The 22,382-nt window shown below is 61.7% G+C and carries 25 protein-coding genes and 1 pseudogene; 3 read left to right on the forward strand and 23 right to left on the reverse strand.

Going from position 1 to position 22,382, the window contains the following annotated elements:
- Positions 1–3: 3 nt before the first annotated feature.
- From hslO to purM, 5 genes and pseudogenes are all read right to left on the reverse strand, one after another.
- The gene (hslO, locus tag K6117_RS11085) at positions 4–903 is read right to left on the reverse strand and encodes an Hsp33 family molecular chaperone HslO (protein ID WP_221794972.1); all 900 of its coding nucleotides are present in this window, start codon (positions 901–903) and stop codon (positions 4–6) included.
- Positions 900–1,829 carry an ornithine carbamoyltransferase gene (gene argF / locus K6117_RS11090; protein ID WP_221794975.1) on the reverse strand — a complete coding sequence of 310 codons (930 nt, stop codon included), beginning with the start codon at positions 1,827–1,829 and terminating at the stop codon, positions 900–902. Before argF ends, hslO begins: the two co-directional genes overlap by 4 nt.
- Positions 1,826–3,010 (reverse strand): aspartate aminotransferase family protein, encoded by a 1,185-nt coding sequence (locus K6117_RS11095; protein WP_221794977.1) that lies wholly within the window; start codon positions 3,008–3,010, stop codon positions 1,826–1,828. Before K6117_RS11095 ends, argF begins: the two co-directional genes overlap by 4 nt.
- A 132-nt stretch (positions 3,011–3,142) precedes the next feature.
- Positions 3,143–3,775 (reverse strand): annotated as a pseudogene (gene purN / locus K6117_RS11100) (phosphoribosylglycinamide formyltransferase); the annotation flags it as partial.
- Positions 3,726–4,832 (reverse strand): phosphoribosylformylglycinamidine cyclo-ligase, encoded by a 1,107-nt coding sequence (gene purM / locus K6117_RS11105; RefSeq protein ID WP_221794979.1) that lies wholly within the window; start codon positions 4,830–4,832, stop codon positions 3,726–3,728. The gene purM and the pseudogene purN, both read right to left, overlap by 50 nt.
- Positions 4,833–4,895: 63 nt before the next feature.
- On the opposite strand from purM, the gene K6117_RS11110 reads away from it, so the two are divergent.
- Genes K6117_RS11110 through K6117_RS11120 form a run of 3 tightly spaced genes read left to right on the forward strand, consistent with a single transcriptional unit; the run spans position 4,896 to position 9,028 of the window.
- Positions 4,896–6,164: a heavy-metal-associated domain-containing protein gene (locus tag K6117_RS11110; RefSeq protein ID WP_246605052.1), complete on the forward strand. Its 1,269-nt coding sequence runs from the start codon at positions 4,896–4,898 to the stop codon at positions 6,162–6,164.
- Positions 6,161–6,775, forward strand: coding sequence for a P-loop NTPase family protein (locus K6117_RS11115; RefSeq protein WP_221794981.1), 615 nt, complete (start codon positions 6,161–6,163; stop codon positions 6,773–6,775). The genes K6117_RS11110 and K6117_RS11115 overlap by 4 nt, the downstream gene beginning before the upstream one ends.
- 15 nt (positions 6,776–6,790) lie before the next feature.
- Complete coding sequence (locus K6117_RS11120) at positions 6,791–9,028, forward strand: RNA degradosome polyphosphate kinase (RefSeq protein WP_425514709.1); 2,238 nt, start codon at positions 6,791–6,793, stop codon at positions 9,026–9,028.
- Here the strand turns inward: K6117_RS11120 and K6117_RS11125 are convergent.
- From K6117_RS11125 to K6117_RS11210, 18 genes are all read right to left on the reverse strand, one after another.
- Complete coding sequence (locus tag K6117_RS11125; protein ID WP_221794985.1) at positions 9,003–9,419, reverse strand: GtrA family protein; 417 nt, start codon at positions 9,417–9,419, stop codon at positions 9,003–9,005. The two genes, K6117_RS11120 and K6117_RS11125, sit on opposite strands and share 26 nt — an antisense overlap.
- Positions 9,420–9,477: 58 nt before the next feature.
- On the reverse strand, positions 9,478–10,179 hold the full coding sequence (locus K6117_RS11130) for an NlpC/P60 family protein (protein WP_221794987.1): 702 nt from the start codon (positions 10,177–10,179) through the stop codon (positions 9,478–9,480).
- A 130-nt stretch (positions 10,180–10,309) separates the two neighbouring features.
- Positions 10,310–11,380 carry an OmpA family protein gene (locus tag K6117_RS11135; RefSeq protein WP_221794989.1) on the reverse strand — a complete coding sequence of 357 codons (1,071 nt, stop codon included), beginning with the start codon at positions 11,378–11,380 and terminating at the stop codon, positions 10,310–10,312.
- Positions 11,381–11,561: 181 nt separating this feature from the next.
- Entirely contained in the window at positions 11,562–12,056 is a 495-nt protein-coding gene (locus K6117_RS11140) for a DUF2793 domain-containing protein (RefSeq protein ID WP_221794991.1), read from the reverse strand.
- A gap of 77 nt (positions 12,057–12,133) precedes the next feature.
- Positions 12,134–14,335 (reverse strand): phage tail protein, encoded by a 2,202-nt coding sequence (locus K6117_RS11145; RefSeq protein ID WP_221794994.1) that lies wholly within the window; start codon positions 14,333–14,335, stop codon positions 12,134–12,136.
- A 1-nt stretch (position 14,336) separates the two neighbouring features.
- Positions 14,337–14,753, reverse strand: a complete 417-nt coding sequence (locus K6117_RS11150; RefSeq protein WP_246605042.1) for a C40 family peptidase — start codon at positions 14,751–14,753, stop codon at positions 14,337–14,339.
- 3 nt (positions 14,754–14,756) lie between these two features.
- Positions 14,757–15,569 (reverse strand): DUF2163 domain-containing protein, encoded by an 813-nt coding sequence (locus K6117_RS11155; protein WP_221794995.1) that lies wholly within the window; start codon positions 15,567–15,569, stop codon positions 14,757–14,759.
- Between the two features lie 3 nt (positions 15,570–15,572).
- Positions 15,573–17,891: a DUF2460 domain-containing protein gene (locus K6117_RS11160; RefSeq protein WP_221794997.1), complete on the reverse strand. Its 2,319-nt coding sequence runs from the start codon at positions 17,889–17,891 to the stop codon at positions 15,573–15,575.
- Positions 17,892–17,949: 58 nt separating this feature from the next.
- A complete protein-coding gene (locus K6117_RS11165; protein ID WP_221794999.1) occupies positions 17,950–18,525 on the reverse strand; it encodes a tail tape measure protein in 576 nt (191 codons plus the stop codon).
- Positions 18,518–18,721, reverse strand: a complete 204-nt coding sequence (locus K6117_RS11170; RefSeq protein ID WP_221795000.1) for a phage tail assembly chaperone — start codon at positions 18,719–18,721, stop codon at positions 18,518–18,520. Before K6117_RS11170 ends, K6117_RS11165 begins: the two co-directional genes overlap by 8 nt.
- On the reverse strand, positions 18,718–19,029 hold the full coding sequence (locus K6117_RS11175; protein WP_221795003.1) for a gene transfer agent family protein: 312 nt from the start codon (positions 19,027–19,029) through the stop codon (positions 18,718–18,720). Before K6117_RS11175 ends, K6117_RS11170 begins: the two co-directional genes overlap by 4 nt.
- Positions 19,026–19,433 (reverse strand): phage tail tube protein, encoded by a 408-nt coding sequence (locus tag K6117_RS11180; protein ID WP_221795004.1) that lies wholly within the window; start codon positions 19,431–19,433, stop codon positions 19,026–19,028. Before K6117_RS11180 ends, K6117_RS11175 begins: the two co-directional genes overlap by 4 nt.
- Before the next feature lie 11 nt (positions 19,434–19,444).
- A complete protein-coding gene (locus K6117_RS11185; protein WP_221795006.1) occupies positions 19,445–19,843 on the reverse strand; it encodes a DUF3168 domain-containing protein in 399 nt (132 codons plus the stop codon).
- Positions 19,840–20,055 (reverse strand): hypothetical protein, encoded by a 216-nt coding sequence (locus K6117_RS11190; RefSeq protein WP_221795009.1) that lies wholly within the window; start codon positions 20,053–20,055, stop codon positions 19,840–19,842. Before K6117_RS11190 ends, K6117_RS11185 begins: the two co-directional genes overlap by 4 nt.
- The gene (locus K6117_RS11195) at positions 20,052–20,411 is read right to left on the reverse strand and encodes a head-tail adaptor protein (protein WP_221795011.1); all 360 of its coding nucleotides are present in this window, start codon (positions 20,409–20,411) and stop codon (positions 20,052–20,054) included. Before K6117_RS11195 ends, K6117_RS11190 begins: the two co-directional genes overlap by 4 nt.
- Positions 20,381–20,917 (reverse strand): head-tail connector protein, encoded by a 537-nt coding sequence (locus K6117_RS11200; protein WP_221795013.1) that lies wholly within the window; start codon positions 20,915–20,917, stop codon positions 20,381–20,383. Before K6117_RS11200 ends, K6117_RS11195 begins: the two co-directional genes overlap by 31 nt.
- Positions 20,914–21,087: a hypothetical protein gene (locus K6117_RS11205; protein WP_221795015.1), complete on the reverse strand. Its 174-nt coding sequence runs from the start codon at positions 21,085–21,087 to the stop codon at positions 20,914–20,916. The genes K6117_RS11200 and K6117_RS11205 overlap by 4 nt, the downstream gene beginning before the upstream one ends.
- Before the next feature lie 133 nt (positions 21,088–21,220).
- Entirely contained in the window at positions 21,221–22,381 is a 1,161-nt protein-coding gene (locus K6117_RS11210; protein WP_221795017.1) for a phage major capsid protein, read from the reverse strand.
- Between the last annotated feature and the right edge of the window lies 1 nt (position 22,382).

Consider the following 22,382-nt stretch of genomic DNA (forward strand, 5'->3'; position numbering starts at 1 on the left):
GGATCAAAGCTCTGCGGCGACAATCGGGAAAAGCTTGGCGCAAAAGGCGCAGTCGACGCCGATGATGCCCTGTTCATCGGCCATGTGTGCGCGTTCTTCTGCCGGGAAGCGGCTGAGCACGCCCTTGTAATATTCGAGCGTGCAGCGGCAGCCGCGCTTGATCTCCACGGTCGGGAGGATGTGGACCTGTTCCTCGTTGAACAAGCGCCACAACAAGAGGTCGGGCGCGACCCGGTCGTCGATCAATTCGGCGGGCGAGACGGTCAGCGCCAGCGCCTCGACATCGGACCAGCCGGGGTGGTTATCATCGACATGCAGGCGGGTGCGGCCTTCTTCGCCTTCCGGCAGATATTGCATCAACAGGCCGCCAGCGAGATTGCCGGTTTCGCCCTGCACATCCGCCGCGATGCGGACGAGGCTCGGTAATTGTTCGCTTTGCGCGAAATAGCTCTGCGCCGCATCGGCGAGCGATGCGCCCTCCAGCGGGACGATGCCCTGATAACGTTCGCCGGACACGATCTGATCGAAGGTGATGGCGAGATAGCCCTTGCCGAACAGGCCGAATAAAGACGGCGTCGGGCCGATTTCGGCGAGGCGTTCGTCATCATGCTGGATATAGCCGCGCAATTCGCCATTGCGATAATCGCACACCAACAGGCTGACGATCCCGCCTTCGGACTGGGCCTGCACGGTGAGCTGGCCTTCTTCTTCCTTCAGCAACGACCCCAACAAGGCGGTGAGGACCAAGGCCTCGGCCAGCAGCTTTGCAATGACCGGGGGGTAATTATGGTGCGACAGGATGAGGTCGAGCGTATCCGACAGCTTGACCACGCGCCCACGCGCATTGCGCGCCGGGATAGTGAAGCCGAGCGCCACATTATGCGCAGGCGCGGGACTGGTCATCCGAGCAACCCGAAGCACCAGAGCAGGATCGATTTTTGGGCGTGGAGGCGGTTTTCGGCCTCATCCCAGATCACCGATTGCGGGCCGTCGATCACCTCTGCCGTCACTTCTTCCCCGCGATGGGCGGGCAGGCAGTGGAGGAACAGGGCGTCGGGCTTGGCCTTGGCCATCAGCGCGGTCGTCACCTGATAGGGCATCATCGCCGCGAGCTTGGCCTCGGCATGGGCCTGACCCATGGAAATCCAGGTATCGGTGACGACGATGTCCGCGTCCTTCACCGCTTCCAACGGATCGCGGGTCAGGGAGAAATTGGCATCATGCTGTGCGGTGAAGTCCGGATCGGGATCATAGCCTTCCGGACAGGCGGCCATGACCGAGAAGCCGAGCAAGGCTCCGGCCTCGATGATCGAATGGAGGACGTTGTTGCCATCGCCCAGCCATGCCCATTTCAGGCCCGGCAGCGACTTGCCATGTTCGATCACGGTCAGCAGATCGGCCATGATCTGGCAGGGGTGGCTGAGATCGGTCAGGCCGTTGATGATCGGGATGGAACCGGTTTCGGCCATGGTCACGACCTTGGCATGATCATCGGTCCGCAACATCACGCCATCGACCATGCGCGACAGCACCTGTGCAGTATCCGAAATCGGTTCGCCCCGGCCAAGTTGCATCGAGCCTGCGTCCATCACCATCGGCGTGCCGCCCAATTGGCGCATCGCCATATCGAACGATACGCGGGTGCGGGTCGAATTTTTCTCGAAGATCATCGCCAAGGTGCGGCCCGCAAGCGGCGCATCCGCATCGGGCGTGCCTTTGGGGAGGCCGCGTCGCGCCGCTTTGCGGTCAATCGCGTCATTCAGCATCAATGCGATGGCGTCGCCGCCCGCATCCGACAGGTTCAGAAAATGGCGATGCGGCGTTGTCATGCGGCGACCTCATAATCCCGCGCGGCGGCGGAGATTTTCTCGATGGCTTCGGCGATATGGCTTTCGTCGATGATCAGCGGCGGCAGGATGCGGACGACATTTTCGCCCGCGCCGACCGTCAACAGGCCATGATTATCGCGCAAATGGGCGACAAAGGCACGGCAATCGACCTTGAGCTTGAGGCCGAGCATCAAGCCCATGCCGCGTACTTCTTCGAACAGATCGTCATGATTCGGGATGAGCTGTTCCAGCGAGGACCGGAGCCGGTCGCCCATCGCCTTGACGTTGGTAAAGAAGCTCGGCTCCAGCATCACGTCCAGCACCGCCTCGCCCGCCGCCATCGCGAGCGGATTGCCGCCATAGGTCGAGCCATGGGTGCCCGCGACCATGCCCTTGGCGGCATGTTCGGTCGCGAGACACGCGCCGAGCGGGAAGCCCGAGCCAATGCCCTTGGCCACGGCCATGATATCGGGCGTGACGCCATATTGTTCATGCGCGAAGAAGGTGCCGGTCCGGCCATAGCCGCACTGGACCTCATCCAAGATCAGCATCAACCCGTTTTCATCAGCGAGATCGCGCAATGCCTTAAGGAATGCGGGGGTGGCTGGTTTCAGCCCGCCTTCGCCCTGAATCGGTTCGATCAGGAAACCGGCAGTGGTCTCGTCCATCGCCGCCTTCACCGCATCAAGATCGCCAAATTCAACGACCTTGAAGCCGGGTAGCAAAGGTTCGAACCCGTCGCGCATCTTTGGCTGGTTGGTCGCCGAAATCGTGCCGAGCGTGCGGCCATGAAAGGCGTTGGAAAAGGTGATGAGGGTGAAGCGTTCCGGATTGCCATTGGCATAATGGAAACGCCGCGCCGTCTTGATCGCGCATTCCACCGCTTCCGCGCCGGAATTGGTGAAAAACACGGTGTCGGCGAAGCTGTTGTCCACCAGCCGTTGCGCCAGATGTTCACCCTGTGGCGAGCCATAAAGGTTCGACACATGCATCAGGGTCGCTGCCTGATCGGCAATCGCCTTGACGAGATGGGGATGGCCATGGCCCAATGCGTTGACGGCGATGCCGCTCGCGAAATCAAGGAAACGCCGACCGTCCTCGCCAATCAGATAGCAGCCTTCGCCTCGGACCGGACGCACGCCGCACCGCGGGTAAACCGGCATCAGCGGGGTAATGGTCATGGCAAAATTTCCTTTCTGACGAAATCTAACGGAAAACAGACGTCCTGTGTTGCAAAAGAAAAAGGCGACCCTGTTGGTCGCCTTGGCCCGCCCTATACAAAGTCGGGGGCTATGGCGTCAACCTTGGGCGGATTCTCGTCGCACGAACGCGGCCAAGGTGCGCGCATATAGCTGATGCTCGGCAATCAGCACGCGGTCGGCAAGGCTATCCGCCGTGTCATCAGCGAGGATCGCGACTTCGGTCTGGCCCAGCACCGGGCCATCGTCCAATTCAGCCGTGACCACATGGACCGAACAGCCGCCGACCTTGTCGCCCGCGGCCAGCGCCCGTTCATGGGTGTGTAGTCCCTTGTACTTCGGCAACAGGCTCGGGTGGATGTTGATCATCCGCTGTGCCCAACCAGACACGAACTCCGGCGAGAGCAGGCGCATATAGCCCGCGAGCGCGACAAATTCGACCCCGGCCTTGCGCAGTTCGGCATCGATAATGGCATCGAATTCGGCGCGTTTCATGCCCTTATGGCTGTGCGCGAATGTGGCAATGCCCTCGGCCTTGGCCAGCACCAGCCCTTTGGCATCCGGATCATTCGCCGCGACCAGCACGATTTCATAGGGACAATCCGGGTGTTTGGCGGCGTATAGCAACGCCGCCATGTTCGACCCGCGCCCGGAGATCAGGACGCCGACTTTGGCCCGCTTGTTATTCACCCCAGTCTTATTCACAATGCGTGGCGGTCCAGTTGCCCCGGCCACCCCAAGTTTCATCCGAGCCGGAGACGGTGCAGCCCTTCGGCCCTTCGGTAATATGACCGATGCGATGCACGGTTTCGCCCGCAGCTTCGAGTGCGGCGGTGACATCCGCGACATCGTCCGCCGCCACCACAACCGCCATGCCGACGCCGCAGTTGAAGGTGCGGGCCATTTCGCCCGGTTCGATATTGCCCTGCGCCTGCAGGAACGCCATCAGCCGGGGCTGCGGCCATGCATCGGCATCAACATAGGCATGAAGATGGGCCGGGAGGACGCGGGGGAGGTTTTCGAGCAGACCGCCGCCGGTGATGTGCGCCATCGCGTGAATTTTACCGGCGCGAACCTGCGGCAGCAGCGACTTCACATAAATGCGAGTCGGCGCCATCAGCGCATCAATCAGCAGCACGTCCTGATTGAACAGGGCCGGACGGTCGAGCTTCCAGCCCTTGTCGGTCGCGAGGCGGCGCACCAGCGAGAAACCGTTGGAATGCACGCCGGAAGACGCGAGGCCGAGAATCACATCGCCTGCGGCCACCTTATCGGCAGTCAACACCTGCGAGCGCTCCACCGCGCCGACGCAGAAGCCCGCGAGATCGTAATCACCCTCGGCATACATGCCCGGCATTTCCGCCGTTTCGCCGCCGATCAACGCGCAGCCCGCTTGGATGCAGCCTGCCGCGATACTGGCGACAACCGATTCGGCGACGACATTATCGAGCTTGCCGCTCGCGTAATAATCGAGGAAGAACAATGGCTCCGCGCCCTGCACGATCAGATCGTTCGCGCACATCGCGACGAGATCGATGCCGACGCCTTCATGGCGACCGGATTCGATTGCGAGCTTGAGCTTGGTGCCGACCCCGTCATTGGCCGCGACCAGCAGCGGATCGGTGAAACCCGCCGCGCGCAGGTCGAAAAAGCCGCCAAAGCCGCCAAGTTCGGCATCCGCGCCGGGGCGACGGGTCGACTTAGCAAGGGGTGCGATGGCCCGCACCAATGCGTTACCGGCGGCGATCGAAACGCCTGCCTTGGCATAGGTGTAGGATTCGGTCGGGGTTTTTTTGCTATCCATTTTTCCGCCGATAGCCATATCGGACTTGGAATTCCATGGATAAGTCGCCAAAAGGCGCACGTGATGCTTGCGCCCGCCATTTCAAACCACCAGACGACCTTGCGCGTCGGTGCGTTATTGCGCCGTTATGGGCTGGTGGCCGTGGCGTTTCTGGCGCTCGCGTTGGGCGCAACCGGCCTGCTGCGCGCCCAAATCGAGGGCACGGACCGCGGCGTGCCGCCGATTGACAGTTCCGGCAGCTTTGAGGTCACGGGCGTTGTCGTAGACGTAGCGTCAAAATCATCCGAGGCCGCGCGAATCGCTGGCTGGCGCGAAGCGCAGCGCCGCGCATGGCGCGCGCTTTGGGCCAAGATGAATGGCGGTACCGCCCCGACCCTGTCCGATTCGGCACTGGACGGCATTGTCTCTGCCGTGGTGGTCGAAGAAGAATTCATCGCGCCGCGCCGTTATATCGCCCGGCTGGGCGTTTTGTTCGACCGCGCGCGCGCCGGACAGTTGCTCGGCATTACCGGGCAGGTCACGCGCTCTGCGCCGATGCTCGTCTTGCCGGTGCAATGGATCGGCACCACGCCGCAAAGTTTCGAATCCCGCACCGAATGGCAAAAGGCGTGGGCGCGTTTTCGCGCGGGCAGCAGCCCGATCGATTATGTCCGGCCCACCGGCACCGGGGCGGACCCACTATTGTTGAACGCTGCGCAAAGCGGACGCCCGGGGCGCGGCTGGTGGCGGATGCTGCTCGATCAATATGGCGCGGCGGATGTGATCATACCGGAAGTGCGGCTGACATGGCATTATCCGGGTGGCCCGGTGATCGGGATATTCACCGTGCGCCACGGGCCGGATGGGCAGATCATCAGCCGCTTCACCTTGCGTGTCGGCACGGATGCCGCCATCGCCAAGCTGATGGACGAAGGGGTCAAACGGGTTGATGTCGCGCTGACCCAAGCGATGGCCGAGGGCCGCCTGCATCCCGATCCGTCGCTGATCATCGAACCGGAGCCGACAGCAGAAGAACTGGTCGAGAGCGCCAATGAACAACTCGTTGATGATGAATTTCAGGTGGTAACACCATCCGCCTCGACCCAAAGCTTCTCGCTTCAGATCGATACGCCGGATTCCGCCTCGGTTGCCGCCGCCGAAACACAGCTACGCGGCATGTTCGGCGTGCGCAGCCTGAACATGGGATCGCTCGCGATTGGCGGCACATCGGTGTATCGCATCGGCTATGATGGCAATCTCGATGCCCTTCGCACCGCGCTCGCGGCACGCGGCTGGCAGGTGGACAGCACCGGCAGCGGCCTCATCATTCGTAAGGCGCGAACAGGGCAATGAGCCAGCTCGCTCTGCCGCTGGATTGGCGCCAGTGGAACGAGCCCTTGTCCTTCATTGTCGGTGAAGCGAACCGGCTCGCCGTGCGCTATCTTGATCGCCCTGCGATATGGCCGGTGCGGACGGCATTGCTGGTCGGCCCTCGGAAATCTGGCAAGTCTTTATTGGGACGGGCGTTTGCCGCCCGCACCGACGCACGCTTAATCGACAATGCGGATAATGTGCCGGAAGAAGAATTGTTCCATGCATGGAACCAGGCACAAGAAACCGGTAAATTCCAGTTGTGGATCGCCAATGAGGCCCCGCCCCATTGGCAGGTTTCCCTCCCCGACCTCGCATCACGACTCGCGGCGACGCCGACGGTGACAATTCAATATCCTGACGAGCAATTGCTGATCGACATTATCGCTGCGCAGTTGGAACGTCATGGGTTGATAGTCGAGCCTGAGACCCGCGCCTATCTCTCCAGCCGTCTTGAACGCGACTATGTCGCCGCGGACCGCTTTGTCGATCGCGCCTTGATATTGGCGGCAGGCAAGCAAGGCGCATTCACGATTCCACAGGCGCGCGCAGCGCTCCAAATGGCCACGCCATCCGTCATCGACCCGTCATAAATTGCGTGTATAGTCATGAATATGACCGAATCTTCGACACAACGCGCAAATGACAATTCTACCCCTACCACCAGCAGCACCAATGGGTTGGCGGACAAAGGTCGCGAAAATACACAGCGATTCATCAACCGGGAACTGAGCTGGCTCGGCTTCAACGAGCGCGTACTGGAAGAGGCCTGCAACGAGAACCATCCCTTGTTGGAACGCCTGCGTTTCCTCTCGATTTCGGGCAACAACCTTGATGAGTTCTTCATGGTCCGCGTGGCGGGTCTGGTTGGTCAGGTGCTGGAAGGGGTCGAAGAACGATCCGCCGATGGGTTAACGCCTGCACGCCAACTGGCCGCGATCTATGAACGCGCCGATGCACTGATGATGGAACAACAGCGAGTCTGGCGCGCACTTCGGCTCGACCTTGGATATCAAGGGTTGAGGGTCGTCGGCCTGGACCCACTCGACATTGAGAGCGAAGCTTGGCTTGCAGAGCATTTCCGCGACCAGATCTTCCCCGTACTGACCCCGCAGGCGCTGGACCCCGCCCACCCCTTTCCGTTCATCCCGAACAAGGGATTGAGCATCATCTTCGATCTGGTAAGGCTGAGCGATAATGAGCCGATCAAGGAATTGGTGATGGTCCCCGGCACACTCCCGCGCTTTGTGCGGATGCCGGGCACAGAAGGGCGCTATATTGCGCTGGAAACGCTCATCATCCGCCATGTCGGGACATTGTTTCCCGGCTATCGCGTTGATGGTCATGGCACATTCCGCATCATCCGCGACAGCGATATCGAAGTGGAAGAAGAGGCCGAAGACCTCGTCCGCTTCTTCCGCAGCGCGATCAAGCGGCGGCGACGCGGCCGGGTCATTCGTCTGAAACACACCGCGAATATGCCGCCTGTGTTGGCCGAATTGATCCGTGATCAACTAGGCAGCCCGGATAGCATCATCACCGAAGTCGACGGCTTTATCGGCATCGCAGACCTCGCACAATTGGTCGATGAAGACTTGCCGGCACTCAAATTCAAGCCGTTCACCGCCCGTTTCCCGGAACGCATCCGCGAACATGGTGGCGACTGCTTCGCCGCCATCCGGTCGAAGGACATCGTCGTCCACCACCCTTATGAATCATTCGATGTCGTGCTCGCCTTCCTCGCACAGGCTGCGCAAGATCCCGATGTCATCGCGATCAAACAGACGCTGTACCGCGCAGGTAAGCAATCGGCGGTCATTCGCGCGCTGATCGACGCGGCAGAGGCAGGCAAATCGGTGACAGCCGTGGTCGAGCTGAAGGCCCGTTTCGATGAAGAGCAGAATTTGATGTGGGCAAGTGCGCTTGAGCGCGCAGGCGTGCAGGTCGTCTATGGCTTCATCGAATGGAAAACCCACGCCAAGGTTTCAATGGTGGTGCGACGCGAAGGCGATGGCTTCCGCACCTATTGCCACTTCGGGACCGGCAACTACCACCCCATCACGGCCAAGATCTATACCGACATCAGCTTCTTCACCGCCGATCCGCGTGCCGGTCGCGATGCGGCACAGCTCTTCAACTATATCACCGGCTATGTTGAGCCGCATGATATGGAGTTGCTGACGATCTCGCCCCATGGACTGCGCAATCGCCTGATGGCGCTGATCGATGAGGAAATCGCCCATGTCCGCGCCGGTCGACCCGGTGTCGTCTGGGCCAAGATGAACTCGCTGGTGGACCCCGCAGTGATCGACAAATTATATGAAGCGAGCAGCGCCGGGGTAGAAGTCGAACTGATCGTGCGCGGTATATGCTGCCTGCGTCCCGGCGTGGCGGGCCTATCGGACAATATCCGTGTGCGCTCAGTCGTAGGACGCTTCCTCGAACACAGCCGGATCATTTGCACGGGCAATGGCGCCGCTCTGCCCAATCGCAAGGCAAAGGTATTCATTTCATCCGCCGATTGGATGCCACGCAATTTCGACCGCCGGGTCGAATATTTGCTGCCGATCGAGAACCCGACGGTCCATGCGCAGATCCTCGATCAGGTGATGGTCGCCAATCTGATCGACACCGAACAAAGCTGGATTCTGGCATCCGATGGTCATTATGACCGCGTGGAGGCGACCGCACGGCCCTTCAATCTCCACCATTATTTCATGACCAACCCGTCGCTGTCCGGCCGTGGCGCTTCGCTGCAAAGCAAGAGCAGCGTACCCAAGCTCCGCCTGCGCCCCAGCTCGGGACAAAAAGATCAGGCGATCAGCGAAACACCCAATAACGATTAAGCGGAAACACCAGCACCGGGGTTACGAACACCAGCAGCGGCACCGGCCACCAGTCGGGGCCGCCAAGCCAGTCGGTCATCAGCCATACCCATAGGCTGTTAAGACCAAGGCCGATCAACGCCACTGCAAAGAAGCGCGCCGTGATCACTGCTTCGGATGCCGTGCTATTATGGCCCTTGAAGCTCCACCGGCTATGGATCGCATAGCCGGTCATCACGGCAAATAACCACGCAATACCATTCGACAATTGCGGATTGATCCCGACCGGATCGGCCAATATCCAATAAATGCCCGCCGCGATAATCGTCACAAACCCGCCGGTCAGGCCATAGCGGACGATCTGTGCAAAGACATGATCGGAATGGTGGAGCAGATGCCATAGATGCTTCATATGACCGCCCTATCGACCATAGGATGCAAAAAGGCAAAGACTTCGCACTTACGCGCAATCACGCCTCATTTTGCGACAACACCGGTGCGGCATTGCCTAATAGCGGATCGGGATGCACCGGCAGGGCCACGGACTTTGGCCATCGCGCGCCCAATAACCGGTTACGCGCAATGCGAGCCGTGCTGACGGCATCCCCCTGATTCCCAACAAGGATATGATAAGCCGCCCTGTCGGCTCCCACACAAAAACCGACATGTCCAGCCCAACCGCTTGGCGTACCCCGCCAAAATATTAGCACCGCCCCCATCTGCACATCGCACGGCTGACCAAATTGCAGCCAGCTACGCGCTGCCAACGGGCGCATGGGCAGCGCCTCGACGGGCAAGGCTTGCGCAATGCAATGCGCCACGAACAATCCGCACCAAGGCTGGCGATCATCCTGATAAGCGAGGCCAAGACGCTTGGCCCATTCGATCAAAACCGGATTGCTCCCAACCCCGATCAACTCAGATACGCCTTTTTGCGCGCGCGCTTCCTCCAACCAGCCAAATATATTGGTCCCGCCCCTATGCAACCGGAGGCGGCGCAGCGTCATCGGACCCGCAACCCCATCGACTGACAGACGCTGATCCCGCTGAAATGCACGGATCGCTTGATGCGTCCTTACCCCATTCACGCCATCTATCGGTCCGGGATCATAGCCCCACTGCTGCAGGGCCTGCTGAAGAGCGGCCACAAGCGCATAATTTTTAGCCGACATATTCGCCTCCATTGAATACGCATATGAAAACGATCCGCACGCGCCCCGAAATCAGGACAATAAAAAAGGGCGGACCATTAAGGCCCGCCCTCTCTTGCAGTGCATCAGCCGGGGCAAAGCCCCCGCAGAATTACTGACCGTATTTGATTTCCACGCGACGGTTCTGCGGTTCCTTCACACCATCCGCAGTCTCAACCAGCGGCTGGGTTTCACCATAGCCCTGGCTAGCGATCACGCCATCGGCGATGCCGTGCGACACGAGGTAACCGCGGACTTCCGCAGCACGACGTTCGGACAGCGCCTGATTATACTGCGGACGTCCCGATTTGTCGGCATGGCCGGCAAGCTGGACGGCGGCGGTGCCGCAATTCGCATAATTCGCCACAGCATTGTCGAGGATCGACGCCGCTTCCGGGGTGACATTGCTCTTGTCGAAATCGAAGAACACAATGTACGGCCCGGCCTGGCATTCAACAACCGGTGGCGGCGGGGGTGGCGGCGGTGCCACTTCAACCGGCGGCGGCGGTGGCGGCGGCGGCGGTGCAGCCGGTTCACCGAAATTGTAGATCAAGCTTGCGAGCAACGAATGCGAACGGAAATCGTTCTTGGTCGTGCCCGAACCATCTGCGAGGTTCATCTTGGCATTATCGACGTTGAAGAAGCGATACTTCACACCGACATCAACATTTGCGCTCAGTGCACGGCGCACTTCAGCCAGCGCCTGCCAAGCGAACTTCGAATCCGAATCGCTCACAAGATCAGCACTCACCGACGTGGCACGAACGTGCGAGGCACGTACGCGGGCAATACCCGCACCGCCACCGATTGAAGCCTGCCAGCCATCATCATTGCCGAAATCAAGCAAGCCGTTCAGCATGAAGCTGAGCGCCGAATGACTGCCCTTGCCGTCGAAGTCCAACGCACGAACATTGTCACGTAGGCCAGATACCTTGGCACGCTTGTAGGCGACTTCGCCTTCCGCACGAAACGGACCAAAATCATACCCAATCTTGCCGTCAACATCGTAGCCGGTCTTGCTATCGACAGTAACAGCGTTTGGCGTAGCGATCACATCATAGTCGATATCCTCGACGATCATGCCGCCACCTTCAATGCCGACATACCAGGTATTGTCGCGCGCCAGCGCCGGCGTCGCGAGCGCCGTCGAGACGAGCGCGAGCGTATAAGCGAGCTTCCGCATATTATTTCCTTTCATCGCTATTCCTTTCGGAATACGAGATCATTTAAGGTATGCTTTATATTCTGGCAAGTGAGCAACGTTGCGAACTGTTGCAATAATGTCCCACAATCAAGGAAATAAGCAGAGCATATGCAATGCGCCTGACTAGATATTGTTAATATATCCGTAATGAAATTGTCAGTTAAGATGCGATAAGACCATGCACCCGCAATGCCTCCAATATTTGGATCAGCTTTTCGCGTGCTTCAATATCGACAGTCCCGCCGCCAATTGGATTATTAATGCTTGGTTGGCGTGCCGCGACTACCTGAACGCCCTCAATCGTAATTGATCGGGCTGCAATATCGCCGCCCAACCATATATCCCCATCAAATCGCGCCCACCAGCCTTCATTCAAGACCCAGACAAACATGCCTGCCCGGGGTGCCATGAAACGCCACCCCCCTTCGGTCCATCCAGCCAATGCGCCCGCATGGCCGATCCAACTCCCATTCGGCGCTGCACCGACAATCCAGCATTGCCCCGTCACCGGATTATCCGGCGGCGCATCCAATGCCATCGCCTCCACCGCTGGGCTAGTCAAAAAATCCAGCCTTGTCAGCGCCTCATTGAACGTCATCTCCTTTTGTGCCTGACCAGCATATAATAACGGCAGACTATAGCGATCTGTGTACATTACTTACTCCACTCATTGCGCGGCAACCGGCCTTGCCTCGACCCGCCCCCATCAAAACCGGCGACAATTTGATGATATCAGGCGGGGATGATCACCCGCCCCGGCTGGCCGGGACCAAAAACACCCACCTGCCGGACTATAATTTCAAACGTAGCGCCCTGCATCGTGCCATCCGCCTGACGCAACGCCGCATCATAGATCCAACCCTGCACATCGGTCGTCACATTGCGCAGGACCAGTTCGCCGCGCATCACCTGAATCTGCCAAGCCTCAACGGCCTCGCTCATCGGCACATCAACCCCGTCCGTCCAGACAAAACCTGTCCGGTCGCGCCTGATCCACTGCACCGCAAGATCGCCGTCCGCCCGCTCTTCAGCCTCCAGCCGCACCGGCGCATGAGGCAGGACATTGCGCCCTCGAAACAACATATCCGCCGTCGCCGGGCCGGTCACATCGCCAATACCGCTCGCCAACAAGGCTACCGACGTATTCAACGCCGCCCGCCCCGGTTCCACTGCTAACAAGCTATCGCGCTCGATCAGGACAAACCGCTCGCCAGCCCCATGCATCGCCATCGCCCATTCCGTTCCCAACCGCCCGCGCCACAGCCGCGACAGCCGAAATCGCCCATTGCCCAGCGGCTGCACCGCGCCGAATTGAATCAATTCATCCCCCACCAGCGCCAAATTGCGACCCGCCAGCAACGCATCGTCATCTGCCGCTTCCAGCCACATATCTTCATGCAGCATCGCGACATTGATCGTGTGAATCCGGTCCATCAACAACGCCGATCCCGGTGCCAGCACCTGCTCCACAGATCCGATCAACGCAGGCGGCGCGGTCAGCCCGAGATCGGTCCAACTCACCTTATTATCCACACTCGCCGCCAATACCGCCTGTCGCCACCCCGGCGACATCCCGGCCGTCGCCACCCAATATCGCGGCACATCCGGCGCGGCCTCATCGAACATCGGCATGTCGATCGGCACCAACACCGTTTCGCCATGCACAACATCCGGATTGGCAATGGCCTCGCCACTATCCGCCGCCGCATCGTCTATCGGTAGAGGCCGCCCCAGCGCCACCAATGTCAACTCAACCACCCCGCGCTCCACCGAACGCTCGACGATCCGCCATTCCCCCGCAAAATCCGGCAAAACCACGCGCTGACCCGGTCGCAAAAAAGCCCAGCGCCACGGCAGCTTCACCCGTGCGGTCATCCGGTCGCGCCACAGCCGCGCCAACATCGTCTCCGCAACTCTTTTCGCTTGGGCCGCAGGCAGTGCCGCGGGCAATTCCACCCGCTCGCTGCGCAGCGCCAACCCATGACGCGACGCCTGTTGCAAACCCGCCTGAAAATCCCGGCCCGGATCGTAAAAGGCGATCCCCACCCCATCGGGCAGTGTCCCCGCCCCCGCCTGCTCCGTCGCGACCCGCATCGGGTCGCTGCGCGCTTCCAAAGCGCGCGCCCCGATATCATCGGTGGGAATGGTCCAGACCGCCTCATCCTCCGCCATCAGACGCAGCCGCGCCCCATCATCCGCCAAGGTCGGCCCAAATGCTGCCACCAGCCCTTCCAACGCACCGCGCACGCTATCGCCACTCGCGGCAAAACCGCTCACCACGCCGCCCGACACGCCCGCCACCGCCCCGCCGCTCAATGACTGTGCGATGGTCAGCAACGACACATCGCCCGCATCCGCTTCAACTTCAAATGTCAAAGACGGAATGCGATTGCCAAAATCGGCCAATTGCAAATTCTCGAATACTGCCACCGCCAGCCCGCGAAAGGCCGGCGCATCCGCCCCTTTATAGGCCGCAATCAACGGATCGACGCGTTGCCCCTCATCCCCGCGCCACAGCCGAAAGGCCGACAGATCGGACTTCCAATCCCCCGCCGCACCGCGCAACAATTTGCCATCCGCCCAGATGCGACGCACCGCCCGAATTGGCCGTGCTGACAGTGCCACCGCAAAACTGCTGGCATAGCTATAGGTCGTCACCTTGGGCTTGCCCTTGCCCCCGCCAGATCGCTGCCGCGTTTCCAGCAAATCCGTCGCCCAGATCACCGTCCCCGCCACCCGCAATCGCCCGAATATGCGGGGCAAGGGCGTGCCATAAGCCGAGGTCTGTACCGAAAGCTCGCCCAGCCTCGGCCCTTGCCGCCCCTTCGGCGCAAACACCGCCCGATCAATCGACTGGCCGATCGCACCGCCAATCGCACCGCCAATCGGCCCGCCCACCAACGTCCCGACGACCGTCAGCACCAATGTCGCCATCTCAATTCCCCTGATAATGTGCGGCCCAGATCGACCGTATCGGCCAGGGCGACGGCCCGGGTCGCTCGACCACGCGCCGCGCATGCGCATCGGCATGGATAAGCCCCTCGCCCGTCCAAATCGCGAGATGCGACTGCATCACCCCCGTCGCGATCACCAACACCGCGCCCGGCGTCACCGCCTCGATCCGCCGCAGGCCAAAGGCCGCCATTTCCCGCAATAATCGCGCTTCTTGATCGCCGCGCAGCCGATAATCCGCTGGCACCACCCCCGACACCCCGACACCACGCAGCGCCACCAGCACCAGACCGATGCAATCCAGCCCCAGCGCCGGATCGCGCCCTTGTGGCCGAAACGGCACGCCAACATACGCCCGCGCCGCCTGCACCAGCGGCACGTCCTCCCCCATATCTTGCATGGCTCAGGCCCCCGGATAACGCGTCAGCAGGTCATTCCCCGGCAAATGCGGCTCACCCCGAAAATTGGCGACATTGCCATAGGTAAATCGACAGGTGACGAGACGCTTGTCGCACCCCGCCATCAATTCCAGCCGCGCCCCCGCCACCACCGCAAAAGGCGGCGGCTCCCGCAGGGTAATCTGCCCCCCATTCGCCGCCAGCACCGCGCTTTCAAGCCCGGCATTCGCGCCACTCATCCACCGCACCCGGCCATAGGCCAATGGCTTGGACGGCACCGCCGTCACCGTGAACGCATCGGCTGCCGCCACAGCCGATACCTGCGCCAACACCGTCAAGCCCGCCGGGTCCACCCCGCACCGCCGGTCGCCCAGCGCCGCGCGACATTCGGGCGAGGTCAGCTCCACCACAGGCCGCTCCAATATCGATGTCGGCCCTCGCAACTCCGCCGTAAAGCTGCCATGCTTGATCGCCACCTCGCCCAATTCGCCCCGCGCCATCACCAGCGCCTCGCCCTCAGGGTCACTCCAATCAATCGCAAACAGCAATAATTGCGCCCCGTCCCAACGCCCCGCGATCAAATCATCCTCACGCACCGCATCGCTGGATAGCGCACCCGTCACCTCCATCGTATCGACGCCCATCCCGCTTTTCTGATGGATCGCGCTCGGCACGATCCCCGGCGTCGCCCGATAGGTCAGGCCATCCCGCCACAGATCGCGGTCATGCGAGGTCAGCCCGATCGCCACGCCATCGCGCCGCTGCAATCGCCAGCACAAAGCGACCGTCATCACCTCCGGTTGCAGCCAGTCCGGCATGGCTCAACCCTCCCGAACTTCGACCATCGGCACGCTCGCCGCCTCGCCCGCGCGAAAAGTCGCCCGGCTCACCTCCAAGCGATCCTCGGCAAAGCGCACCGGCACCTCAAACAAAAATCCTGCCGTAATCGGCACGCCTGCTGCCGGGGCAATATCAAAGCTCACCACCCCCTTTGGCCTTAAGGTCCAGCCGTCCAAAATCTCGACCCCGGCCAGTGCAATCCGCACCGATCCGGTCAAAGGTCGGGTAATCCGGCGATGCTGATAATCGGGCGCGATGCCGTAATTCTTGACTAGGTCGAACGCGGTCGTCTTGCCATCGCCAATCCCGATCTGCTGATCGAGCACACCGGGCGCATCCGTCATATGATTGCTGCTGAAATCGAACGGGTCGCGAAAACGAAACCCCCGCGCCGCGCCATGACGCGCCCGAATAAACGTGATCAGCGTCTCGATATCCGCTTCGGACCGCAACCCCGGCCCGGCATCGATCTGCAACCGCGCATCCGCCCATTCGGCATTGCGCTGCTCCGCGCCCGATGCCGTCGTCACAATCGCCGTCGAAAATTGCGGCGCAATGGTCGCCTCACGACCCAAAGCCAATGGGAACGCCACATCGTCAAATGCCTGCATGCGCCCGTCCTCCTCATCAAAATGGAAATAGCCATCGCGCATCACCTGCGGCAGCGCCCAAATAAAGGTCTCGGCCACCCCGCGCGCCCGGCCCGCCTCGGCGGCTGCATCAATCTGCGCCCATTGCGCCTTGTCGGCAGGCAACAGGACAAAACCCGCAAAATAATGCTGCGCCGACACCGGATAGCCCAGCCGCTTGCCCGCCACCGCCGTGCCGCGCGCGGTCAACCCGGCATTATTGGCCGTGACCCAATCATAATCCTCAAATTGCAACACATCGAACGCGGGGCGCGCCCATCCCAAAGGCACATTCGCCCGCTTCAATGCCGGCGCCGCCTCATCCAACACCGTCGGCAAATAAACGAGGATCAACAACACCGCATCGGGATGATCCAGCCGCACCGCCGCCGTCAGCGCCGCCGTCGATGCCGCCAGCACCGCCCCGGCTTTGTCCAGCAACGCCGTCTGCGCCGCCGTCATCGCGCCGCGCACATCCGCAATCGCCACCGGATTACCGCCAAATACCGCCTTGGCCGCCTCATCATACAGATGCACCCGGCCATCATTGGTCGTCCACCACCAGGGCTCGCCGACCTGAAACTGCACCCGCAGACCCGCCCCGCCCGCAATCGCGCAAAAGGCGCGGGCCACCGCCTGCAAATATCCCATCGCCCCTTGATGCGCGGGCGATAATAACGTGGACGGTGGCACCCATCCGGTCTGCGCCGCAACACCATTCAGGTCGCGCTGCTTCCAATCGTTCCAGCAATGGGCATCGAACAATTCATAGGAAAGGGACCAGATCACCTCATATCCCTGTGTCCGCGCCCGCGCCGCAAAATCGTGATGCCATGCGCTGCACGGCGCATTCAACACCCCGCCCGACAGGCTCACATAATGTCCGCCCGATGCGGGTTCGAGCCGAAAATAATGGCTCATCCCGACATAATGATTGATCGTTCCGCGATACCCAAGCTGCCGTATGTTCCGCAGCATCCGCTCCGGCGTCAGATTATAGCTATCGTCATATCCAGTCGCGATCCGCAGTCCATGCTCCGGCGCGATCATATCGCCCAGCGCCAGCATCGACCCCGGCCCATCGCACCGAATGCCGCTCATCTCGGCCCAGCCTTCCACCGCCCCCGGCAGGCTCGCGCCGCCCGCATCATATCCCGGCGGCACCAGCGAAATAAACATCCGGTCAATATCCCCGGCCCATACCGGCACGGCCTCGCGCGGCAATAAAAACCCGCCCGCCATCGCATCGAAATCCAGCGACACCACCGCATCGGTCGCAGACCCCTTAGCGTAATTCCACAGCCGCACATACCAGCTACGCGGCGTGCCATTCTGGTCGCGCCCCTCAATCGTCAACACCGGACCATTCAATTGATTGAGCGGAATAATCCCGCCCGACCGCCACCGAAACTGGAGCTTGCATCCGCGAAAATCGCGGTTGGTGGCATAAGCCAACAACGGATGGTCATAATGATCGACCGCATCCCAAATCAGTCCGGCCAGATCATTCGCCTTGTAAAACACCACATCGACCCGCAACGCATCAAAACCGTTGGTCGTGACCGAGGCCATCATCGGTCGTGGAAAATTCACCGTCCAGAAACGCGGATCAAACCGCTTCAACCAGCCCTGCGCCAAGGCATCACCAGCTCTTGCCAGCCAATATCCCATGCCGCTTCCCCTTTATTACTCAACGATCAACACGCATCCGACAATTCAGGCCGCCAGCTTAGCCCGCCCGCTCCATCGCCCCGCGCACCGCACGCGCCACCTGCTTGGATGATCGCGCCAGCATATCGGGCGCGCTGCCTGCGGGCGCATTGATGCTGATCGCGACCCGCACCTCGCGCCCGCCACCGCCACCACCCCCACCCGCCGCCGCAATCCGCCCCTCCGCGCCGGGCGTGAACCATTCCGGCCCATTTTCACCGACACGATAGGCCCGCCCGGCCGATACCGGCCCGCCGGTCGCCCGCCCCGGCGCACCCAATAGGCCGCCGAGCAACTTGACCCCCGCGCCGACCAGTCCGCCACCCGCACCGCCGCCAATCCCACCAATTCCGCTCGAAATCGCGCTGGCAGCAATCTCCGCCAACACCGACAGCGCGACCCGCTTCATATCCTCAAAGCCGAATTTCCCGGTCCGAACCGCGCGCAACAACGCGCCCTCGATCATCCGCCCCGCCTTTTCGGCACCATCGACCAACGGCCCGCCCATCTGGCCGCGCAACACATCCACATCCTTGCCAAATGCGCCGGTATCGGCCCGCACCTGCACCAATAATCGGTCAATCACCTCATCCATCCGGAAACCTTTCCATCAGCGCACGCAACGCCCCGGCATCGACCGGCATGGCCGCATCCAGCCTCATCTCGCCCGCAAAAGCCGCGATCACATCGCCCAATTCCTGCGGCGTCGCCCGCCAGAACTCCTCGGGCCGCCAGCCGCACAGCACCGCCGCCAGCCCGCACAGCCGCCGCGCCTGCGCCGCGAACATCATCGCCCCTGTAGAATCTGGCCCAGCAACACCCGCAACACCGGGGTCACGCCCGCCAGCCCCTGCGCCATCACCAATTCGCCCAATCGCTCGCGCTGCAACCCTTCAGGTCGATCCGTCACACAATGCCAGAACAAGGTGACAAGCTCGCTTATCCCCAACCGGCCAGATGCCGCGCGCTCGACCAGTTCAAACAACGGCCCCAATTCCTCCTCCGCCGCGACCAACGCCTGAAAACTGGGCCGTAGCACCAATTCCATTCCGCCCGCCCGCAGCAACGCCTCGCCCCGCGCCGGGTTCGCCGCACTCATGAATTCGTCACCGGACCAGAGGATTCCAGTGCCAAAGTGTAATTGCGCTCGCCATTGAAATCCCCGGCATATTCGAGCCGGGTCAACAAAAACCGCCCCTGCAACTGCTCGCCGCCTTCAAAGCTCAACCGATACTCATCGACCTCGCCACTCAACGCATTGGCCTTCAACCGCGTCTCCGCCGCCGATCCGGTAAATATCCCGCTCGCCGCGACCGACACGGACCTGACCCCCGCGCCCGACAATAATTCGCGCCACCCGCCCGAATCCTTGTTGGTAATCACCACCGGATCGCCATTGATCGTCAATTGCGTCGTCTTCAGCCCCGCCACCGTCGTAAATACCGGCACCTGCGCGCCATTGCCGATCTTCAACAGAAAGGCACTTCCCTTCTCCGCCGCCATCTCAATCCCCCTTATTCTGCCAAAATCCGCGCGCGATATTCGATCATGCCCAGCCACGGCCCATCGGCATCCCGCACGATCCGCGACCGCAAAAACACAAGGCTCACCACCCGCATCGCCCCTGCGGCCAAATCCACGCCCAACATCGCCTTTTCCGCCTGCGCCATCAGGCCATGCAACGCGCTCGCCGCCGCGCCATCGCTCCACAGGCTGATCGTCACCCGCACCTCGCGCCCCTGCCCGGTCTTGTGGCTCCAATCCGTCACCGGCCCGCAATCGACCCCGGCCCAAGGCAACACCGCCCGTACCGGCAACCCGTCAAACACGCCCGATACCGCCGCCATCAACACCGGGTCCGCCACCAGTGCGGCCACCACCGCCTGCTGCACCGCCATCGCCTCGGCACTCATCCGTCAACCCTCCCGAAATCCCGCAGCCGCGCATCAAAGGCCATGCGCCGCAATAGCCCCCGGCCAATCAGCACCAATTCCCCCGCCGCGCCCGCCTCGGCCCGCACATCGCCGGGCAAACGCGCCGCCGCCGTCTCCACCAATTGCGCGATCACTGCCGCCACGCGCACCGCCGCCAAGGCCTCGGCCCGCGCCACCGCCCGCGCCCTCATGCCGCCAATTCCATCACCAGCATCATCCGATCCGGCCACACCGGGTCCGTCAAAATGGAGATCAGGCGATAGCTCGTCCCCGCCCAGACGACCCGACAATCAAGATCAATGTCCCCGCGCGTCCGGATCGTGACCAAATATCGCGGCCAAGATGTCACCCGCACGCCCGATACCGGCGCGGCGGGCCGCTCGGCCTCAATCGCGGCCCAACAACACGCCACCGTCACCCATTCGCCCACCGCCCCGCCCAACGCATCCCGCGCCGGGTCGCGCCGCTCAAATGCCACGCGATGCCGCATCCGCCCGGCCAGCTCGCCGCCGGTCTTCACAACATCATCCGCCGCCAGGGCCGCCACATGGCGGTCACCGCAGCGGGCGGTCCTTCATCATTGCCGTCATCGCGATGGGTATAGCCATGGGCCGCCAGCCGGATCACCCCTTGGCGCAGCGACGCGGGGACATCACCCCAGCCCAAGCCGAGCCCCGCCCGATAGCGCACCTCCAGCCAACGCGCCCCGACATCGCCCGCCTGCCGGACCCAGCCATCCCCCGCCGGATCAATATCCACCGCATAATCGCCGCTACCCAACAGGCTGACCTCAAACGCATCGGACACTGCAGACACCCCTTGAATTGCCCGTACAGGCCGATGCCGCAACCGCTGCCAAGACGATGCAGCGGGCACCCGCTCCGTCACCTCGCGCACGACCATCAACTGGCCGATATACGCCTCGCCCAACAATATCGCCGCATGAACCAATCCCTCGATCAGCCCATCCTCGGCCACATCATCCAGCCGCAGCCACGCCCGCGCCTCGTTGATCGCCGCCTGTTCGACGATCAACGGCGCCACCAGAGTCATGCCGCCCCCCCGCGCTCACCGATGCCAATCGCCAGCAATGCAAAAATGCCCGCCCCGATCTGGCCCACGGCCTGCACCTGCTCGACATTCGCGCCCGCCGCCAAGGCCAGCGCCCCCAATCCGGCCCAGCTGCTCGGCTCACGCAGCCGCTTGAAAATCCATTTCTTCATGCCCTTAACTCCCGTTACGCCACCAACAAAACGGGCCGGAGGCACACGCCCCCGACCCTCAAAACGAACGTTTTTAATTGCCGTTATTTCCGAGCCGCCGAATGCAAGCATCCGGCTAGAAATCACTCGATTTTTACACCGTGCCAAACTTCAACAGCTTGATCGCCTCGCTGTTCATCACCGCGCCGCCCACGCGCTTGGTCGCGTAAAAATGGACAAACGGCTTATTGCTATAGGGATCGCGCAAAATCGTCGTCTCGCGCCGCTCGGCGATCAGATAGCCCGCCTTGAAATTACCAAAGGCAATCGACAGGCTGTCCGCCGCCATATCCGGCATGTCCTCGGCCTCGATGACAGGATAGCCCAACAACGTATCCGCCCGACCATCGCTCAGGCCCGGCTGCCACAAAAACGCGCCATCGGCGGTTTTGAACTTGCGGATCACGGTCGCCGTCGCGCTGTTCATCACAAACACCGCGCCCTGGCGATACGGCGCGCGCAATGTCTGCACGAGGTCAATAAGCTTATCCGCCCCGGTCGCGCCAAAGCCACCCGCCGCCCCCGTCGCCAGATATTGCAACGTACCAAAAGGCCGGATCGCATCGCCGGTCGCCGCCACTGGCCCATTCAAAAAGCCCTTGGGCCGATTAACACCACTGCCAGCAATAAACGCCGCCCCTTCGGCCCGCGCAAATTCACGCGCAATCTCATCGGCCAGCCACGCCTCAACATCGAACTGCACATCATCCAGCATCGTCTGGCTCGCCGCCGGATTGGCATAAAGCTCGCCCATCGGCGGCGCGATTTCGTTAAAGTCCGGGGTATCCGTCATAGGCCGCGCCGCATCCTCGGCCACCCAACCGGATGGTGCCCCCCCGGTCGTCACCAATTTGCGATAACCAGCGGATCCGACCTGCACGACATTGGCAATCGCCCTGATCGGCGAAATCGACTTCATCGTCGCATCGATCACGCTATCGATCGTGCGCGGCACAGCATAGCCGCCATCGGCGTTATTGGAGCCGATCAGGCTCTTCATCTCCACGCCCAACAGGCCCCGGCGCAAATAGCCATCGACAAACTGCTTGCGCGCCGCCTCGCCATCCGCACTCTTCACCCCGCCCTCAAGCGCGGGTCGCCCGGCCTGCAACGTCTGGCGCTCCACCAGTCGCTTCAACGCGCCAATCTCATTGGTCAACGCCTCAATCCGCGCATCGCCCGCCTGCTCGACCGCCTCAAAGCTCGCCTCCAACGCATCGGCCTTCACTTCATAGCCCAAGTCCACATCACCCATT

This window comes from Alteraquisediminimonas sediminicola (assembly GCF_019740335.1).
Classification (GTDB): domain Bacteria; phylum Pseudomonadota; class Alphaproteobacteria; order Sphingomonadales; family Sphingomonadaceae; genus Alteraquisediminimonas; species Alteraquisediminimonas sediminicola.